Source organism: Bacillus sp. AFS088145, assembly GCF_002564465.1.
Taxonomy (GTDB): Bacteria; Bacillota; Bacilli; order Bacillales; family Bacillaceae_G; genus Gottfriedia.
Map to the genome: position 1 here is coordinate 13,030 of NZ_NUUX01000014.1, position 18,164 is coordinate 31,193.

At 31.4% G+C, this 18,164-nt stretch carries 15 protein-coding genes and 1 pseudogene; 14 read left to right on the forward strand and 2 right to left on the reverse strand.

Going from position 1 to position 18,164, the window contains the following annotated elements; genetic code table 11:
• The first annotated feature begins 2 nt into the window (after nt 1–2).
• The 13 genes and pseudogenes from COI44_RS10975 to COI44_RS11035 all read left to right on the forward strand — a co-directional run bounded on the left by COI44_RS10975 (nt 3) and on the right by COI44_RS11035 (nt 15,913).
• Nucleotides 3–1,007, forward strand: coding sequence for an SDR family NAD(P)-dependent oxidoreductase (locus COI44_RS10975; protein ID WP_098427979.1), 1,005 nt, complete (start codon nt 3–5; stop codon nt 1,005–1,007).
• An 11-nt stretch (nt 1,008–1,018) separates the two neighbouring features.
• Nucleotides 1,019–1,987: an NAD-dependent epimerase/dehydratase family protein gene (locus COI44_RS10980; protein ID WP_098427980.1), complete on the forward strand. Its 969-nt coding sequence runs from the start codon at nt 1,019–1,021 to the stop codon at nt 1,985–1,987.
• Complete coding sequence (gene pseC / locus COI44_RS10985; RefSeq protein ID WP_098427981.1) at nt 1,980–3,182, forward strand: UDP-4-amino-4,6-dideoxy-N-acetyl-beta-L-altrosamine transaminase; 1,203 nt, start codon at nt 1,980–1,982, stop codon at nt 3,180–3,182. Before COI44_RS10980 ends, pseC begins: the two co-directional genes overlap by 8 nt.
• Nucleotides 3,183–3,208: 26 nt before the next feature.
• On the forward strand, nt 3,209–3,940 hold the full coding sequence (locus tag COI44_RS10990; RefSeq protein ID WP_098427982.1) for a cytidylyltransferase domain-containing protein: 732 nt from the start codon (nt 3,209–3,211) through the stop codon (nt 3,938–3,940).
• 4 nt (nt 3,941–3,944) lie between these two features.
• Complete coding sequence (pseG, locus tag COI44_RS10995) at nt 3,945–5,057, forward strand: UDP-2,4-diacetamido-2,4,6-trideoxy-beta-L-altropyranose hydrolase (protein WP_098427983.1); 1,113 nt, start codon at nt 3,945–3,947, stop codon at nt 5,055–5,057.
• Nucleotides 5,044–5,601: a UDP-4-amino-4,6-dideoxy-N-acetyl-beta-L-altrosamine N-acetyltransferase gene (pseH, locus tag COI44_RS11000; protein WP_098427984.1), complete on the forward strand. Its 558-nt coding sequence runs from the start codon at nt 5,044–5,046 to the stop codon at nt 5,599–5,601. The genes pseG and pseH overlap by 14 nt, the downstream gene beginning before the upstream one ends.
• The gene (gene pseI, locus COI44_RS11005) at nt 5,594–6,661 is read left to right on the forward strand and encodes a pseudaminic acid synthase (RefSeq protein WP_098427985.1); all 1,068 of its coding nucleotides are present in this window, start codon (nt 5,594–5,596) and stop codon (nt 6,659–6,661) included. The genes pseH and pseI overlap by 8 nt, the downstream gene beginning before the upstream one ends.
• 116 nt (nt 6,662–6,777) lie before the next feature.
• Complete coding sequence (locus COI44_RS11010) at nt 6,778–7,008, forward strand: hypothetical protein (protein ID WP_098427986.1); 231 nt, start codon at nt 6,778–6,780, stop codon at nt 7,006–7,008.
• Between the two features lie 408 nt (nt 7,009–7,416).
• A complete protein-coding gene (locus COI44_RS11015) occupies nt 7,417–7,815 on the forward strand; it encodes a DoxX family protein (RefSeq protein WP_098427987.1) in 399 nt (132 codons plus the stop codon).
• 340 nt (nt 7,816–8,155) lie between these two features.
• Nucleotides 8,156–9,532 carry a class II fumarate hydratase gene (gene fumC, locus COI44_RS11020; RefSeq protein WP_098427988.1) on the forward strand — a complete coding sequence of 459 codons (1,377 nt, stop codon included), beginning with the start codon at nt 8,156–8,158 and terminating at the stop codon, nt 9,530–9,532.
• A 734-nt stretch (nt 9,533–10,266) separates the two neighbouring features.
• Nucleotides 10,267–11,211: an Ig-like domain-containing protein gene (locus COI44_RS11025; RefSeq protein ID WP_098427989.1), complete on the forward strand. Its 945-nt coding sequence runs from the start codon at nt 10,267–10,269 to the stop codon at nt 11,209–11,211.
• A gap of 10 nt (nt 11,212–11,221) precedes the next feature.
• Nucleotides 11,222–11,599, forward strand: a pseudogene (locus tag COI44_RS11030) (L,D-transpeptidase); the annotation flags it as partial.
• 753 nt (nt 11,600–12,352) lie between these two features.
• Nucleotides 12,353–15,913 carry a S8 family serine peptidase gene (locus COI44_RS11035; RefSeq protein WP_286163880.1) on the forward strand — a complete coding sequence of 1,187 codons (3,561 nt, stop codon included), beginning with the start codon at nt 12,353–12,355 and terminating at the stop codon, nt 15,911–15,913.
• A 204-nt stretch (nt 15,914–16,117) separates the two neighbouring features.
• On the opposite strand, the gene COI44_RS11040 is transcribed toward COI44_RS11035, so the two are convergent.
• Nucleotides 16,118–16,354, reverse strand: a complete 237-nt coding sequence (locus COI44_RS11040) for an alpha/beta hydrolase (protein ID WP_098427992.1) — start codon at nt 16,352–16,354, stop codon at nt 16,118–16,120.
• 144 nt (nt 16,355–16,498) lie between these two features.
• Here COI44_RS11040 and COI44_RS11045 point away from each other — a divergent pair, with 144 nt between their 5' ends.
• Nucleotides 16,499–16,963, forward strand: coding sequence for a DUF2231 domain-containing protein (locus tag COI44_RS11045; RefSeq protein WP_098427993.1), 465 nt, complete (start codon nt 16,499–16,501; stop codon nt 16,961–16,963).
• A gap of 191 nt (nt 16,964–17,154) precedes the next feature.
• On the opposite strand, the gene COI44_RS11050 is transcribed toward COI44_RS11045, so the two are convergent.
• A complete protein-coding gene (locus tag COI44_RS11050) occupies nt 17,155–17,865 on the reverse strand; it encodes a DUF421 domain-containing protein (RefSeq protein WP_098427994.1) in 711 nt (236 codons plus the stop codon).
• Nucleotides 17,866–18,164 lie beyond the last annotated feature (299 nt).

The window sequence follows — 18,164 nt, forward strand, 5'->3', positions numbered from 1 at the left end:
ATATGTTTTTTAAGAATAAAAAAATTTTAGTTATAGGTGGGACAGGCACAATCGGTAAAAACATCGTAAAACATCTTTTACGTGAAGAACCAGATGTAATTCGAATTTTGAGTAGAGATGAATATAAGCAATTTAATTTGAAAATTGAATTTAATAACGATTCAAGACTGAGGTTTTTAATTGGTGATATACGAAATTATGAGCGTGTATTAAGTGCAATGGAAGATATTGACTATGTTTTTCACACCGCTGCAATGAAGCATGTTGAATTTTGTGAATACAATCCTTTTGAGGCTGTTCTTACTAATGTAATTGGAACATACAATGTGATTTCTGCGGCGAAAAATCAAAATGTTAAAAAGGTTGTTTTTACTAGTACAGATAAAGCTATATCACCGACAAATAATTATGGAGCTACTAAACTAACGGCAGAAAAGCTTATCTCTTCAGCGGAATATTCAAAAGGATCGAAAAGTACAATTTTTTCAAGTGTCCGATTTGGAAATGTAATTGGTTCTAGAGGTTCAGTCATTCCTTTATTTATAAACCAAGTAAAGGAGAAAAACTTCGTAACTGTAACTGATTTATCGATGACAAGATTTATGATGACATTAGAACAAGCAACTAAATTAACAATTGAATCACTCAAAATTGCTCAAGGTGGGGAAACGTTTATATTAAAAATGCCGGTCATAAACTTAAAAGATTTAGCAGAGATCATAATTGAAGAAACAGCTAACAAATTTGGAATTGATGGTAAGCATATAAAAATTAATGAGATCGGTTTAAAGCCTGGAGAAAAAAAGTATGAGGAATTAATGACTTATGAGGAATCTTTAGTTGCATTTGAATTAACGGATTTATATATTATCCCTTCTTTTTTTTCTTCAACAAAGGTCTATGAAGGAGCAAGCAACACAAAACCTGGAACTTATAGTTCTGAAGGTCAAATCCAACTAAATAAAGAACAAGTTAGAAAAATCATTTTACAGGAAAATCTTATTTAAGGAGGAAGTTAATGAATGTTTTAGTTACCGGAGGATGCGGATTTATTGGTAGGTGGGTAGTTGGGCGATTACTAAAAGATGGTCAAAAAGTTTGGATTGTAGACAATTTATCTAATTCATCCATTGAAAATGTAAATGAATTTATAGGTGATGAAAATCTCAAAGGTTTAAGAATCATTGATTTAAAAGATCGATTTTCAATACAAGAACTTTTTAAAACGATAAAATTTGATATTTGCTATCATTTAGCAGCTAGTATTAATGTACAAGATAGCATTGATGATCCTGAAACAACATTTATAAATGATACGCTTGCAACTTTTTATTTGTTGGAAGAATGCAGGAAATACAAAGTAAAAATGGTCTTTATGAGCACATGTATGGTTTATGAAAAAGCATACAGCGATGAGGGAATCAGTGAGAAATCGCCAACAAAGACAGCTTCACCTTATGCTGGATCCAAAATTGCAGCTGAAAATATGGTACTATCTTATTATTTTTCATATGGCTTACCAGCAGTCGTATTAAGACCTTTTAACACTTATGGACCCTTTCAACGAACAGGTGGTGAAGGGGGCGTAGTTTCGATCTTTATTCATAACAAATTAAAAGGATTACCAATTAATATTTATGGTGACGGAACTCAAACGAGAGATTTACTTTACGTTGAAGATTGTGCTGATTTTGTAGTAGAAGCTGGATATAATGACCTTTTAAATGGCGAAATCATTAATGCAGGAAGCGGAAAAGACCTCTCAATAAATGACTTAGCTGAAAAGATTGCTAAAAATCAAGTTCCTATTAATCATATCCCTCATATCCATCCTCAAAGCGAAATTCCAAAACTTTTATGTAATTTTCAAAAGGCAGAAAAAATGATGCTTTGGAGTCCTAAAGTGTCGATTGAGGAAGGGATTTTAAAAACTGAAAATTGGATTAAAAATAATTTACACAATGAGAGTGATTCACCGAATGGATAAAGAAAAGTTAGCAATTCATGGAGGACAACCTATTCGAGATCATTACTTGCCTTATGGGAGACAAGTAATAAATGATGACGACATTAATTCTGTCATTAGCATATTACGTAGTGATTTTATTACCACTGGACCTACTATTGAACAGTTTGAAAGAGAAATAGCGGAATATACAGGTGCTAAATTTGCTGTTGCCTTTTCAAGTGGGACTGCTGCGTTACATGGTGCATGTTTTGCTGCAGGGATTGGTAAGGGAGATGAGGTGATAACGACTCCAATGACATTTGCTGCAACATCAAATTGTATTTTGTATCAAGGTGGAAAACCTGTATTTGTTGATATTGATCCAAAAACTTATAATCTAAATTCATCGCTAATAAAGGAGAAAATTACAAAAAAAACGAAAGCGATTATCCCTGTACATTTTACGGGTCAGCCAGCTGATCTGGAATGTATTAGTAAAATTGCTAAAGAAAACAATTTAATTTTAATAGAGGATGCCGCACATGCATTAGGAGCTAAATATAAAAATAAGAATATTGGTTCTATAGGTGATATGACTATGTTTAGTTTCCATCCGGTGAAACATATCACAACAGGAGAAGGTGGTATAATTACGACAAATAATGAAGACTTTTATCAAAAGTTATTGCAATTTAGATCCCACGGAATTGTTCGAGCTAAAGAAATGTTAATTGAAAACCATGGTCCGTGGTATTATGAAATGCAATCATTAGGCTTTAACTATAGACTGACAGATATTCAAGCTGCTCTTGGAATATCACAATTGAAAAAGTTAGATTCATATATTGCTAGACGAAAACAAATTGCCGATTTTTATAACAAAGAATTTAAATCAATGAATGAAATTTCTTTGCCATTCCAAGAAGTTCAAGGAGATTCTAGTTGGCATCTATATATTATAAAACTCCAAAGCTCAAAATTGACTGGAAATCGGAAAGAAATCTATGAGGCATTACAAAAAGAAAATATAGGAGTAAACGTTCATTATATTCCTGTATATCATCATCCTTATTACCAGACTTTAGGCTATAAGTTTGGAACTTGTACGGTTGCCGAAAAATGTTATGAAGAATTCATAACACTGCCATTACATGCAGGAATGAGTGACCAAGACTCTATGGATGTCGTAAATGCAGTTAAAAAAGTGATAAATTATTTCTCGAGAAGAAATTAATTATAAATTAATAAGGGAGAGTGAAAATGAAAGTAGTAGCAATCATACAAGCACGAATGGGTTCTACAAGATTACCTGGAAAAGTTCTACTAAAAGTTTTGAATAAACCATTATTAGCCTATCAAGTAGAACGAGTAAAAAGGTCAAAACTTATTAATGAAATCGTGATAGCAACCACTACAAAAGATTTAGATCAAGAAATAGTAGATTTTTGCGAATTAATGTCTATGTCTTATTATAGAGGATCTGAAGACGATGTTTTGTCTAGATATTATGAAGCTGCTACCATTTTTAAGGCAGATATTGTTGTTCGAATTACCTCAGATTGTCCCTTAATTGACCCCAAAATAATTGATCAAGTTATCAATGAATTTATGATCAATATGAAACAAATTGATTATGCCTCAAATACAGTTCAGAGAAGTTTCCCAATAGGAATGGACATCGAAGTCATGTCTTATTCTTTAATCGAGTCAATTAATCGAATAAACCTTGTTCAGCCCTTCAGGGAACATGTAACCCCTTATGTGTACAAATCAGGAAATTTTATCATTAGACAAGTACTTCAAGAAACGGATAAAAGTCATCTAAGACTTACAGTTGATACACCTGAGGATTTTATCTTAATTAGTAATGTAATTGAAGAACTTTATCCAAAAAATCCTTTTTTTACATTACAGGATTTATACGATTTATTTGATAAAAAGCCTGAATTATTAATGATTAATCACCATATTAAACAAAAGAAAATAGAGTGATTTAATGAAAAGTAAAAAGATTTTTATTCGAGTGGATGCTTCTTATGAAATCGGGACGGGTCACGTAATGCGTTGCTTAACTCTGGCAAATCTATTTACTAAAGTTGGAATCGATATTATGTTTATTTGTCGAGATTTACCTGGGAATTTAAATCATTTAATAGTAGATAGAGGCTATAAATTATATGTACTGCCTTGCCCAATTACTGACCATCAGTCCACTGAATTCAAAAACCCGTATGAAGATTGGTTGAGAGTAGATTGGAAAATAGATTTACTTCAAACAGTAAATATTATCAAGTCGGATCCTTCTACTTCATGTTTAATCATTGACCATTATTCGATAGATTCTAAATGGGAAAATCTATTTTATCGACTAACGGGAAAAAAAATAATCGTTATTGATGACTTAGCAAATCGAAGTCATTTTTGTCAACTTATTCTTGATCAAAACATTTCAAACCATAATGAACGCTATGATGGTTTAGTTCCAAAAAGCTGTGTGAAATTTTTAGGCTTACCATACGTTATCCTTCGTCAAGAATTTATGGTTGAAAAAATAAATTTAAGAAAAAGAAACGGTAGTATAAGAAGAATTCTTGTGTTTTTTGGAGGAAGTGATCCTACTAACGAAACGTTTAAAACAATACAAGTATTAAAAAATCCAATGTATTCAGAAATTCACATTGATATTGTTGTAGGAGATAGTAATAAAAATAAGGAAACGATTAAGTCTTTTTGCAATGAAGAACCGAATTTTTATTATCATTGTCAAATCAATAACATGGCAGAATTAATGGGTCTTGCTAATCTATCAATTGGAGCAGGTGGAACTACCACATGGGAAAGGTGTTATTTAGGTCTGCCTACATTAACAATTGTAACAGCAGATAATCAAATTGAGATTATAGATTTAGTAAATAATAAAGGCGCAATCTGCCATTTAGGCGAGAGTTCAAATGTAACCCCAGAAAAAATTGAACAAGAATTGAATTTCTTAATACAGAACCCATTAAAAGTAACAAAAATGTCTCAAAGGGCTTTAGATTTAATGGATGAAAATATGATAAATAGTTTTATAGAAAGAGTTGTTGATTCAATAAATGATACAGATTGAAGAGTTTAAACTAATAGATTTGGAAGATGAAAATTTAAATACCGTATTGACTTGGAGAAATAGTGATCGAGTTAAGTCTGTAATGAATTCTGATGAAATAATTACAATCGAACAGCATAAACGTTGGTTTGAATTATATAAAAATGATTCAACAAAAATTGCAAAGCTTTGTTTATATAAAAATAAGCCTATAGGATTTATTCAATTCACAAATATAAATAAAAAACATGGAACGTGTGAATGGGGCTTTTACATTGGTGAAAAGACAGTACCTCGTGGTTCAGGGACAGTTATGGGCATTTTAACACTGGATTACCTGTTTAATGTGTTGAAAATGAGAAAACTAAATGCTTATGTACTTGAGTTTAATTTAATAAGTCTAAATTACCATAAGAAATTTGGCTTTGTTGAAGAAGGTAGACTTAAAAAACAAATATTAAAAAACAATCAGTACGCCGATCTAATAGTATTTGGACTATTTAAGGAAAGTTGGAAAAACTATTATGAAGATTTAAAGAAGGAGGTCACACGTAATAGTGAATGAAATCGTAATAGGTAATAAAAAAATTGGTGAAAATCATCCACCTTTTATCATTGCAGAAATGTCAGGCAATCATAATCAATCACTTGACCGTGCGTTAAAGATTGTAGAAGCTGCCGCTAAAGCAGGTGCACATGCGTTTAAAATTCAAACATATTTGCCTGATACGATGACTTTAAATATTCGTAAAAATGAATTCTTAGTAAATCCAGCTAATCAGCAATGGAACGGAAAATCATTATACGAATTATATGAAGAAGCATATACTCCTTGGGAGTGGCATGAACCAATTTTTAATCGATGTAAAGAATTAGGTATGATTCCATTTAGCACACCTTTTGATGAAAGTTCCCTTGAATTTTTAGAAAAACTTAATGTGCCTTGTTATAAAATAGCATCATTTGAAAATAATGATCTTCCTCTTTTAAAAAAGGTCGCTTCTAAAGGAAAACCTATGATCATTTCCTCTGGAATGGCTACTATTTCAGAGATTAGTGAAATGGTCGAGACGATTAAAGGAGCGGGTTGTAAAAATTTTATTTTACTAAAATGCACTAGTAGTTATCCTGCATCTCCAGAAAATTCAAATCTACGAACAATCCCGTATTTAAAAGACTTATTTCAATGTCAAATAGGGTTGTCGGATCATACGTTAGGAAGCGGTGTAGCGGTGGCCAGTATTGCATTTGGTAGCACAGTAATTGAGAAGCATTTTACGTTAAATCGTTCCGAAGGTGGAGTAGATTCAACTTTTTCGATGGAACCAGATGAATTTGCAAATCTAGTTATTGAAACCGAAGCTGCTTGGAAATCATTAGGGACAATATTTATTGGTCCTACAGAGGAAGAAAAAAAATCAATTCAATTTAGAAGATCAATTTATATTTCCGAAAATATAAAAGCCGGACAAATATTAACAAAAGATAATATAAAAATAATTCGTCCAGGGTATGGACTTGCTCCGAAATATCTCGATTTAATTTTAGGAAAAAAAATTAATCGAAATGTAGAAAAAGGAACTGCTCTCCATTGGGACATGCTTATAGAAGGAGTGGATCAATAATTAATCTATTAAAAAAAATTAAAAACTATTTTATTTACTTGAGAGATACTAATCTAACCAAAAAAATAATATTTCAATATAATATATTAATTAAAAAAGGAGGGAGATGGTTTAATTTGGGATCAAACGACGATATTTGTAGAACTAGAAGTATTTGTGAGCTTTTATCTACTCTACCACCACATTATTCTATTAGTGAAATAGTTGTTGATGGAGTAACAGAAAGTGTAAACTATTTTATTACTTTAGATTCTTCAACAAATCTAGCATATTTTTCAAGTGTAAGTGGAGGATTAGTAATAGCAGATTGTAGAAGAATCTCACAAGTAGTAGTTCCAGGAGCATAATATTAGTGCATAAAAACCTTGTTTTAAAAAGCAAGGTTTTTTTATTGAATAAATTAAGAAATCACTATCAAAAAACGATTATAGGGTAAATGAGTTGAAACTTAATTTTTAGTACAATGATATAATTTCTAAAATCTTAATACATTATTCGTTATTGACAACTTTATTAATTCATACTATTATTATCTCAAGTTCAAGATATTTTAATTTGAAATAATTTGGAGGTTGAAATAATGGAGAATGAATGCAAAACCCTTCTTTTACTTTTAAAGCACTAATGTAAAGAAGTTTATGATGAATAAATGCACTGAAATAGTTTTTGTAATACTGTATAAAAATAATTTGATTCAAAAATTTTTACAAAATTATCTCGAATTAAAGATAAAAAACAATTAGGAGGATTTTAAGATGTTAAATATTGGTTTATTAATTATTCGTTTAGTAATCGGTTTACTTTTTGTAGGTCATGGAGCTCAAAAATTATTTGGCTGGTTCGGTGGTCATGGATTGAAAGGAACAGGTGGATGGTTTGAATCAATTGGCATGAAACCAGGTGTAACAATTGCACTTTTCGCAGGGTTAGTAGAACTGATCGGGGGAATTTTGTTTACACTAGGGCTATTTACACCACTTGCAGGAATTATGATTGCTGGAACAATGGTGATGGCAATTATTAAAGTTCATGCGCCAAATGGATTATGGGCAACAGCTAATGGATATGAATACAACTTAACATTGCTTTCAGTTGCTATTGGTATAGCTTTAATTGGACCTGGTAAATATGCGTTGGATGCATTTTTATTCTAATTGATCACGTTAGAAATTGATTTTACAAAGTAAATAGTAATAAGTATAAAAGTGCTGTTAAAAAATGAATCTGTTCATAAAAAAATGAAATAATAGAAAATGTAAGTTAAATAAAAGTGAGCTAATCGAGTCTTGTTCGATTAGCTTACTTTTATTTTAAATATTGATGACTATATTTCAATATAATATATAAATGAACTACTCTTTTAGAAAAAGATCTTTGACAATGCTCGAATGATACATAAACAAACTTAACTTTACTGATTCTAATGTCAAAATAATTACTTTGATTCGATGTAGTTACATATGATTTAGTAATTAAAATCTAGGAGGAAAAAAATTGGATTATCGAATTGAAAAAGATTCAATTGGTGAGATAAAAGTACCCGTAAACAAACTTTGGGGAGCTCAAACGCAACGAAGTTTTGAGAACTTTAAAATCGGTACTGAAAAAATGCCTATTCAATTAATTTATGCTTTGGCATTAATTAAAAAAAGTGCAGCAATTACAAATAAAAAACTAGGAAAATTAGATAGTGAAAAAGCAGATGCAATCATTGGTGCTGTAGATGAAATATTAAATGGTAAGCTTGACAATCACTTTCCACTTGTTGTTTGGCAAACAGGAAGTGGTACACAAACAAATATGAATGTTAATGAAGTAATCGCTCACCGTGGGAATGAGTTCTTAGCAGAAAAAGGAAACAATAAAAAAATTCATCCAAATGATGATGTTAATATGTCTCAAAGTTCGAATGATACATTTCCAACAGCAATGCATATTTCAAGTGCTCTTGCAGTAAATGAGCAATTGCTCCCTGCATTAAAAAATTTAAAAATGACACTAAACGAAAAGATGAATAAATTTAAACAGATTATAAAAATTGGCCGAACACATTTACAAGATGCAACGCCAATAACACTTGGGCAAGAGATAAGTGGTTGGCATCGAATGCTTGAAAAAAATGAAGAAATGCTAGTAGCTAGTAAGAAGTTTATTGCTGAATTAGCTATTGGTGGGACTGCTGTTGGTACAGGAATCAATGCGGATCCGAGTTTTGGAACGATGATGGCTGAAGAAATTAGTTCGTTAACTGGACTACATTTTATTTCTGCAGAAAATAAATTCCAAGCATTAACAAGTCATGATGAGATTGTTTATACTCATGGTGCATTAAAAGCATTGGCTGCAGATTTAATGAAAATAGCGAATGATGTCCGTTGGATGGCAAGCGGTCCTAGAAGTGGTATAGGTGAAATAACCATTCCATCAAACGAACCAGGAAGTTCAATTATGCCAGGGAAAGTAAATCCAACCCAATCTGAAGCACTGACAATGGTTGTAACACAAATTATGGGAAATGATATGACAATAGGCTTTGCTGCTAGTCAAGGAAACTTTGAATTGAATGTCTTCAAACCAGTCATTATTTATAATTTTCTGCAGTCAGTTAGATTACTTTCAGACGCAATCAGTTCTTTTGACGATCATTGTGCAAAAGGCATAGAAGCAAATATAGAAGTGATTGAACAAAATCTAAATCGATCACTTATGCTCGTAACTGCATTAAATCCTCATATTGGTTATGAAAAAGCAGCAGCAATCGCGAAGTTAGCATTTAACGAAAATTTGACACTTAAAGAAGCTGCATTAAAAACGGGTTATTTATCGGAGGAAGAATTCGATCGCATTGTTAGACCTGAAAACATGATTTAGTTAGATTTTGAATTCTAAATAGAATCAAAAAAAATCCTGATGGACAGTTTAAAGCCATCAGGATTTTTTTATGAATTCTCACATACCATCGACTAAATAACTATCAACTTTTCAATATTTTTTCACCGAGTTTAGAAAAAAGAGCGGATTAACTCAATTTAAAATTCGATTTTAGAGGATCTATATTAAAAAAATTATCATAAATTCACATTAAGTTCACATCAATAGATTATAATCACTTTATCCTTAAATAATATTTAAACAGAAAGAAGGCGGATTAATTGAAGCCCATAAAAACAATTTCAGCAGAAGAGATGCAAAAATTTGAAGATAAACTTAAAAAACACAATTGGATTTTAATGTTAATAACAGTAATCACTATACCATTTATCGTAAGTAACTTGTAAAAAGAGAAAAGTACTAATACTGTTTTCTTTTTTACATATGCCCCCCAAAAAGATTATGTCAAAAAAGCCAAGAATTTTTTCTTGGCTTTTTTATTGTTAATTTATCTATCTTGTTTTTAAGCGAACAAACGAAATGTTTACAACTTTGAAACAACCTATGACAAAAAATGAAACATTTAAAAACTAAGATACATATATAAGTTTTTCTGGAGTGTGATACAAGAAAAATGCTAAATGTAACGTTACGAATACTTAACAAAAGTTGGTTTTGAGATCTTCAAGTGCAGCTATTAGTTAAGTAATTTAATATAAATAAGGAGAGAGCCTATGTCTAATAAGATTATTTGGATACTTCTGGGAATGTTATTAATCCTTATCCTCATACCGAAAGCCAATGCAACTACATTTAAGTTTAAATTTAACAATAATAAGTTCTCTAATTATATAGATCATTTGAACTTAAACACGACAAAGGCTACTTTTGGTCAGACAATTGAGATCAGTATAAAAACGAAAAAAAGCGGTGAAGGAGTTTCATTAACATTTTCAAATGGTACGAATCGAAAAGAAATTTCTTTAATAAAAACATCTATGAACTCTTTTTCTGGAAAAATGAAGATTACAAGTTTATTTGCAAAAGGAGAATACAGGCTTGATGCAATTAAATTTAATCATCAAAATCTAGTAATCTCTGATAATAAAATCAATTTCACAATTTTAGATTTACCAACCCCAACGATTGAACAAGTAACAAATCAATCAACAGCTATTAAAGGGTTGTTTCTTTCAAATAGTCAGGTAGAAGTGTATAAAGATTCCAAATTAATTAATACCGTGAAAACGAATGATAAAGGTGAATTTATTGAAGCGATTAAACCATTGAAAGAATTTACTAAAATAAGCATCATTGGAGTTAGCGAAGGATTACAAAGTAAACCGATTACAGTTAGTGTAAAAGATTCAATTGCACCATCCATTACTTCACTTTCTGCTATATCTGATCAATCACTATATGTTACTGGAATATCTGAGCCTTTAGCATCTGTAAAAGTATATATGAATGACAATCTTCTTGGTGAAAGTAGTGTTAGCTCAACAGGAAAGTTCAAAGTTAAAATCGACAAACAAAAAGCGAACTCAATAGTCAAAGTAATCGTTCTTGATCAGAGTAATAATCAAAGTAAACCATTTACAATGCACGTATCACATCATACTTCACCAGTGTTAAATACGGTTAAAAATAATTCAACAAGGCAATTGATTATTAAATAAGCTAACTTATTATAGTAAGGGCAAAATTATCAAAACGTTTAATGTTGCCACAGGAAAGTCGTCAACACCAACTCCTACTGGGAAATTTGTAATCTTAAACAAAATTAAGAACCGCCCATGGTACAAAGGAAATATTCCAGGAGGCGATCCTAGTAATCCACTTGGAAAACGTTGGATGGGATTAAGTGTTGGTGCAGCATATGGTATTCATGGAAATAATAAAGAAAATTCTATTGGACAATCAGTAAGTTCAGGCTGTGTTCGAATGCATAATAGTGAAATCCAATGGCTTTTTGAACAAGTTACTGTAGGAACAACTGTCATAATTACTAAATCTACAAATTCTAATGGGATAGTTGCACAATCTTATGGTATTTCAATTTCATAAATAAAGAAAGGGGCATTCTCGTTTTTACGTGATTGCTTCTTTCAATTTTAAAAGTTTTATAAATTGTTTTTATCAGTATATTATGATGGAAGTGTTCCAATGTACGAAGCAAAGTACAAGGAAGTAAGATCAAAAATACATTAGTGGAAATCCTATAATTATATAAAGTTATTGAATGACAAAGTAAAGAAAGGAGAGGTCTCAAGTAGTTCCATTTTTAGTGGTTTTATTTCAAGTTTGTATAGTGCTAAATGACTATTTCCCCCAATCTCTAGTAATCGAATTTCCTTATTCATATTAAAATTTCACAGATTATTTTACTTACTTCTATTTAATTCTCCAAATTCCGATAATTCTAATCGAAAAAATATCTATTATTGTGATTAAACAACAAAAAAATCCCCCAATTTACAGTATGTGCAAGTACAACTAGAATAAGAATAAAGTTCCTGTTCTAAATTCGGTAAAAGTCGAATAGTTAAAACTTTTACCGGATTTAGAAACCCCTTAATAAGTTGCTTTAGGGAAATGGTATTCGAAAGGGGGAAGATTTAAACAAAAGATAATGAAGTAGAAATGATGTGTTACTTAAAATTGGTTTATTTAAAAAAAATCTTATGTCTTTATGATTTAGGAACACTATTTTCATTGGGTCTGTCTATCTTGCTCTGAACTTTTTAGAAGAATTCCTTCAATTTAATCCTCTCATTTTTTTGTAAAGACTACCCGCTAATTAATTAATAGTTTGAAAGGGTGGAAAGTTTGAAAAAAAGAAAACTATTTCCTTACAAAGTAATTTCTACTGTTGGTCTTTCAGTATTACTTTTCTCAACAACTGTATTTGCAGAAGGAGCGAATAATCCTATTGCTTTGTCAAATGGAGAAAAAACAAATCGTAATATAAGCGATTACATAAAAAAAGGATTATTATCTCAACAAAGTGAAAATAAATCAGGTAAAAGCGATCGTGATGGTTATAAAGACTTATACAATTCAGGCAAGGATCAAATTAGGAAGTTTAAACCAGACGAGAAAGTAAGACTAATAGTTGAGGTTGATAGTCCAGTTGTTACGTCAACCGTGTCTGAAGAAACAAAAGAGAAAGAGTTTAAGATAAAGCAAGATAAAGTCATTAATAGTCTTAATAAAACCAAAAAAAATATACATGTTAAACATCGTTTCTTTACAGGTTTTAACGGGTTTAGTACTGAAACTGAATATAAAAATATGAAAGAAATCAAATCGATACAAGGCGTTAAGAATATACATATTGCTCGAGTATTCCAACCTTCTATGGGCGCTAGTAAAGAATTAGTACAAGCTCAAAAAGTTTGGGAATCTTACGGATACCAAGGGGAAGGATTAGTCGTTGGCGTAATCGATTCTGGTATTGACTGGACACATAAGGATTTGACGATAACTGACAAAGGGAAACAACAAGAAAAGTGGACAAAAGAAAACATTCAAGGAAAATTTGCAGAAACTAATGTAAACGAAATTTGGTATAGCGACAAAGTTCCAACAGGATATGACTGGGCGGACGATGATACAGATGTAATTCCTGGGGAATATGGAAGTCCACATGGTACACATGTATCAGGAACAATCGGTGCCAATGGTGATGAAACGAGTGATGGCGTAAAAGGAATTGCACCTGGTGTGCAATTGTTAGCAGAAAAAGTATTCTCTGACTATGGTGGCGGAGCATATGAGGATGACCTAATCGCAGGCATCCAGCACGCAGTAACGATGGGTGCTGATGTTATTAATATGAGTTTAGGTAGTGATTCGGGCTGGGTTGGCGAAGAAGATGATCCGGTACAAAAAGCGATTCGTCAAGCAACTGAACAGGGCACATTGGTTGTTGTCGCAGGTGGAAATGCCGCTTATAGTACGAAAAATAATTTTTTGCAAAGTTCGTTACTCCCATATGCAGAGAACCCAGATATCGGTACGGTAGGATCACCAGGTGTTAGTCCTTTTGCTTTGTCAGTGGCTTCTTATGAAAATTCAAAAGTTCATATGGATTCCTTAAAATCAACAACTGGAGAGATTTTTCCATATAAAAATCAAGCTGGAAATAGTCTTACTGACGTTTTAGAAAAAGGGAAAAATTATGATTTTGTATACGTAGGTGAGGGAAGATCTGCTGATTACGCAGGAAAAGATGTAAAGGGAAAAATTGTTGTTACGAAACCGATTCCTCCATACGGATATAATGGGAATGTTGAATTTCAACAACAAGCACAGAACAGAGGGGCAGTTGCATTAATCCAGGTACCACCTACAAACTTACCCGATTTTGCTGATATTGATTTTTCACCATACTTTTTGACTTCAGTTACAACATCAAAAACTATAGGTAATGATTTAATATCTAAACTAGCTAGCGGGCAAAAAATAAGTATGCAGCTTTCTGGTGGAACATATGTCGATAATGAAAATAAAAATAAAATGTCATCGTTCTCGTCTTATGGTGCACCTTATACTTTAGATTTTAAACCTGAAATTTCTGCACCGGGTGGAAATATTTATTCGACAATACCTGGTAACAAATATGATGTTTATAGTGGTACATCAATGGCAACACCACATGTTGCAGGCGGTTCAGCATTGCTTTTACAGGCCCTTTATCAAAAAGGACTAACTCATTCAGAAGATACGGTTTTAAAAGCAAAAATTGCATTAATGAATACAGCGAAAGTTGTGATGGATCCAAGTACAAATAGTGAAATACCATATTCTCCACGTGTACAAGGATCTGGTTTAATGCAAATAAAAAATGCAATTAATACGCCAGTAATTGTAACAAATAAAAATACGCCGCTTGAGCAGGCTGGTGCAGTTGCATTAAAAGAAATAAAAAATGATCGAGCTATTTTTAATTTAAATGTAGAATCGCTTGAAACAAAGAAATCAAAAGAAGAATATGAGTACACTGTTAATGTAGACCTATTAACAGATGGTACAGTTACGAAACAGTTTGACTTAGATGGTGATGGAACATTAGATTCAAAAGATTATTTAACTTTATTAAGCAAACGTATTGAAGGTGCTTCTGTCTATGTAAATGGGGAAAAATTATCTAGTACAGATGGAGCGAAGTTAATCATCAAAGCAGGACAAGAGAAAAACCTGAATGTTGAAATTCGCTTACCTAGAAATTTAAGAAAAAATTCATTTGTGGAAGGATTTGTCCGCCTTACTCCTGTAGGAAATGACCAAGAGAAAGCAGTTCCTTTAACTGTGCCATATATGGGCTTTTTAGGTGATTGGACGCAACCAAAAAATATAGATCCTGCTCCTTGGAGTGATGGTGTATTTATAGGATATACTGTACTTTGGGACGATGTGTCTGATGCACCATTAGGTTTTGATGGAAGGACAGGTACCTTCAATTTTGATCATATGACAATTTCACCGAACACTTTCGCACCAGGTGTTTTCCCTTCCTTTCAAGCATTACGAAATTTAAAAGAAACTGAAATGTATATTGAAGATCAAAAGGGGAAAAGAGTTAAATGGTTAGGAAACTTTAGTGAATTTACAGCAGATGGGTCGCCGTTTAAATTCACCAAAAATAGCATGGCAAGTGGAGATTTGTATTATAAGTTTGATGAATATTCTGCACCTAATTATACATGGAATGAGACAAACGAGAATGGTGATTTTGTTCCGGATGGTAATTACAATTATGTAATTAAATCAACTTTCGATTATAAAAATGCAAAGCCACAATATGTAAAACTTCCTGTTAAAGTCGATTCAACGGCGGTAAAAATTTCAAATATTCAAGTGAATCCAAAAAATGGTAAATATGAAATTTCATTTAATGCTACAGACAGTGCAAATAGTAGTGGATACAAAGGTGCCATAGTATATGTAAATGGTGATTATTATGAAACAAATGAAGGAGAAACGACGATCACTGTATCAACTGAACCAAAGGGTATAGTAGTAATGGGGTATGATTATGCGTACAATCAAAGCTATGCTGTTTGGGGTGACGAATCATATATTGATTACAGTATGGTTCTTAGTTGGTTTTATGTTTCTGGAACAAATGTAAATGCTAATAATCCAGCTCAAATAACTGGATATGCAAATAATCGTGTAGATTGGAAGATTTATGTTAAAGATTCTAAAGGTAACATAATTGAGACGAAAGATATATTAAATGAACATACATTACGTATGAAATGGACTCCTGATCCAAATGTTCCAGATGGTACGTATTATATTTCTGCAGGGGTTACAACGAAGGATGGATTTAAGGTAACAACAGAATCAAAAAAAGTTACTGTAAATCGTTAACTTTTTAATAACCAACTTACTAAAGAAGTTGGCTTGGTCGAGAAAATTGCTATGTCTTATGGTATTTCAATCGCATAAGTAAAGAAAAGGGATATCTCATAGTCGATTTTTATGACAAAGAGACATCCCTTTTATTTTATGTTTTACCACCTTAAGTGAACCCATTAAACTAACTTCTGCTTCTACTGCTTTCTCTTTTTGAGCTTATTCTAGTAATTGCAGATGGAAAAATTCAATCATCTGTTTTAATGTATCTTGAACAATTGGCAAACGGAAATCCTTTTCAAATACATGTTCTCCGTTTGGAATAGTAATGAACTTTGTTTTCACTCTTTTTTGTAAAAGAGCACCTCTCAAAAAGACAGATTGTTCGTACGGAACATCTGTGTCTTTCGTACCATGTAAAAATATAGTTGGCGGGTAATCATTTAATAGTTCCAACTATGCAATAATTACCGGAATGATTTTTCGGAAATTTAATTTATTTTTCATTTCATTTTCATAATTTTTGTATACACTTTAATCAAACTCATTAAAAGTAATCGTAAAGGGAATACACGACTATTTTAAATAGGAGGTTTTCACATGATTAACGAAGTAACTTCTCATCTTCATCCTATTCTAGTTCATTTCCCAATCGCATTTATCACTTTAGCAATTTTAAAAGATTTTTGGAGTGTATTTTTCAAGAAAGTAAACTTTCAAGCAGAGCGTGGTATGTGGCTTTGGATTTTTGCAGCACTTAGTGCTTGGCTATCTGTATCCACAGGACCAGAAGAGATGGCTAGAGGGAATACTACTTTCTTGCATATACACGATCAATTAGCAATACTTACAAGTTGGCTAGTGACAATTGTTGCAGCTTTTCGAATTTATTCTACTTATTTCAAGAAAAAAGAACTATTTAGTAAGCTTAAGTTTTTATATTTAATCTTTTCACTTGCTTCACTTATTCTAGTATTATCAGTAGGATATTATGGTGGGAAAATGGTTTATACTGATGGTATTAATGTTAAAGTTCATAATAAATTAGTAAATCCACCTAAATAATTTTATCTCTTGATCTATATCGTAGTATGAAATTGATTAAGAAGCACAAACACATACAAATATTTAACCAATTAATATTGTTAGGAGACTACTGCAACAGTTACTGCTAATTGAATTTATTTTCTATGAGCCTTAATTGGCTCATTTTTATTTGAACTCAATTCAATAATCGTATCAAAAAAATTCATAGCTCATTCTTGATCAATTGGAGAAGCAATCTGATCTTTATAAGTATCGATATAGATATTTCCATTTGCTGCCATCACAGCATATACTACTTCTTTCGTTTGAAGATTACGTTTTTTTAGCTCTTCATGTACCTTTAATTCTGACAGATTATTTTCTCTTAAATTTTTTGAGATAATTTCTCCATCCATAATCAACTCGATAGGTAATTTGCTTTCTTGTATTGTCGGTATATTTAAATCTTGTTTGGTTACGTTTCGGTATTGAGGTTTTTGTAAAAAAGATACTTTACCATTTGTTTCAACTACTACATAAAGAACTTCTTCTATGTTAAAAATTCCTTTTTCCCTTAATTGTTGATTTAAATAGTCCAGAGAATAGCGCATTTTTCTCATATTGGCCTCTAATATTTTACCATCTTCAATTATGACAGTTGGATTCCCTGCAAGTAAATTTCTACCTATTCTACTTTTCAAGGAAATAAAACTAACGAGTAAAATGACTAAAACCAAAATTAAAAAAGCTAATACTGCATGGTGGATTTTTATATTTAAATTGAAAGCTAAATTTGCAATAATGCTCCCTATTGAAATAGCTCCAATAAAATCAAAGGTATTCATCTCAGCAATGATTTGTTTTCCTAATAGTTTAGCACCGATGAACAATATCAAAAATGCTAGCATTGTTCTTGTAATAATTTCAAAATGTTCAGGCATGGGCAGCTACTCCTTTTACCATTAACCTTAATTTAATTTTTAATTATTATTATCAATAAAGTATTTATGTAATCTTCATATTAAAGAAGTTTAAATTGAGAGACAAATTGAATTTATAGAAATTTGATTGTGCAACTTAAAAGAACTTGTATACCAATTTCTGCAATTTAATAAAAAATGTACATAATTTTCATTAAGATTTCACTTTTAAGGTGTATTTTTTAATAGAAAATAAAATTTAAATGCTTACTATTTATAAAAATGAAACTTTGAATACAAAGGAAAGAGTAATCTAAATT

Bases quoted from the DNA above. Each gene is read 5' to 3' on its own strand.
- COI44_RS10975 (WP_098427979.1), top strand. From the start codon at position 3: ATGTTTTTTAAGAATAAAAAAATTTTAGTTATAGGTGGGACAGGCACA.
- COI44_RS10980 (WP_098427980.1), top strand. From the start codon at position 1,019: ATGAATGTTTTAGTTACCGGAGGATGCGGATTTATTGGTAGGTGGGTA.
- pseC (WP_098427981.1), top strand. From the start codon at position 1,980: ATGGATAAAGAAAAGTTAGCAATTCATGGAGGACAACCTATTCGAGAT.
- COI44_RS10990 (WP_098427982.1), top strand. From the start codon at position 3,209: ATGAAAGTAGTAGCAATCATACAAGCACGAATGGGTTCTACAAGATTA.
- pseG (WP_098427983.1), top strand. From the start codon at position 3,945: ATGAAAAGTAAAAAGATTTTTATTCGAGTGGATGCTTCTTATGAAATC.
- pseH (WP_098427984.1), top strand. From the start codon at position 5,044: ATGATACAGATTGAAGAGTTTAAACTAATAGATTTGGAAGATGAAAAT.
- COI44_RS11015 (WP_098427987.1), top strand. From the start codon at position 7,417: ATGTTAAATATTGGTTTATTAATTATTCGTTTAGTAATCGGTTTACTT.
- COI44_RS11025 (WP_098427989.1), top strand. From the start codon at position 10,267: ATGTCTAATAAGATTATTTGGATACTTCTGGGAATGTTATTAATCCTT.
- COI44_RS11045 (WP_098427993.1), top strand. From the start codon at position 16,499: ATGATTAACGAAGTAACTTCTCATCTTCATCCTATTCTAGTTCATTTC.
- COI44_RS11050 (WP_098427994.1), bottom strand. From the start codon at position 17,865: ATGCCTGAACATTTTGAAATTATTACAAGAACAATGCTAGCATTTTTG.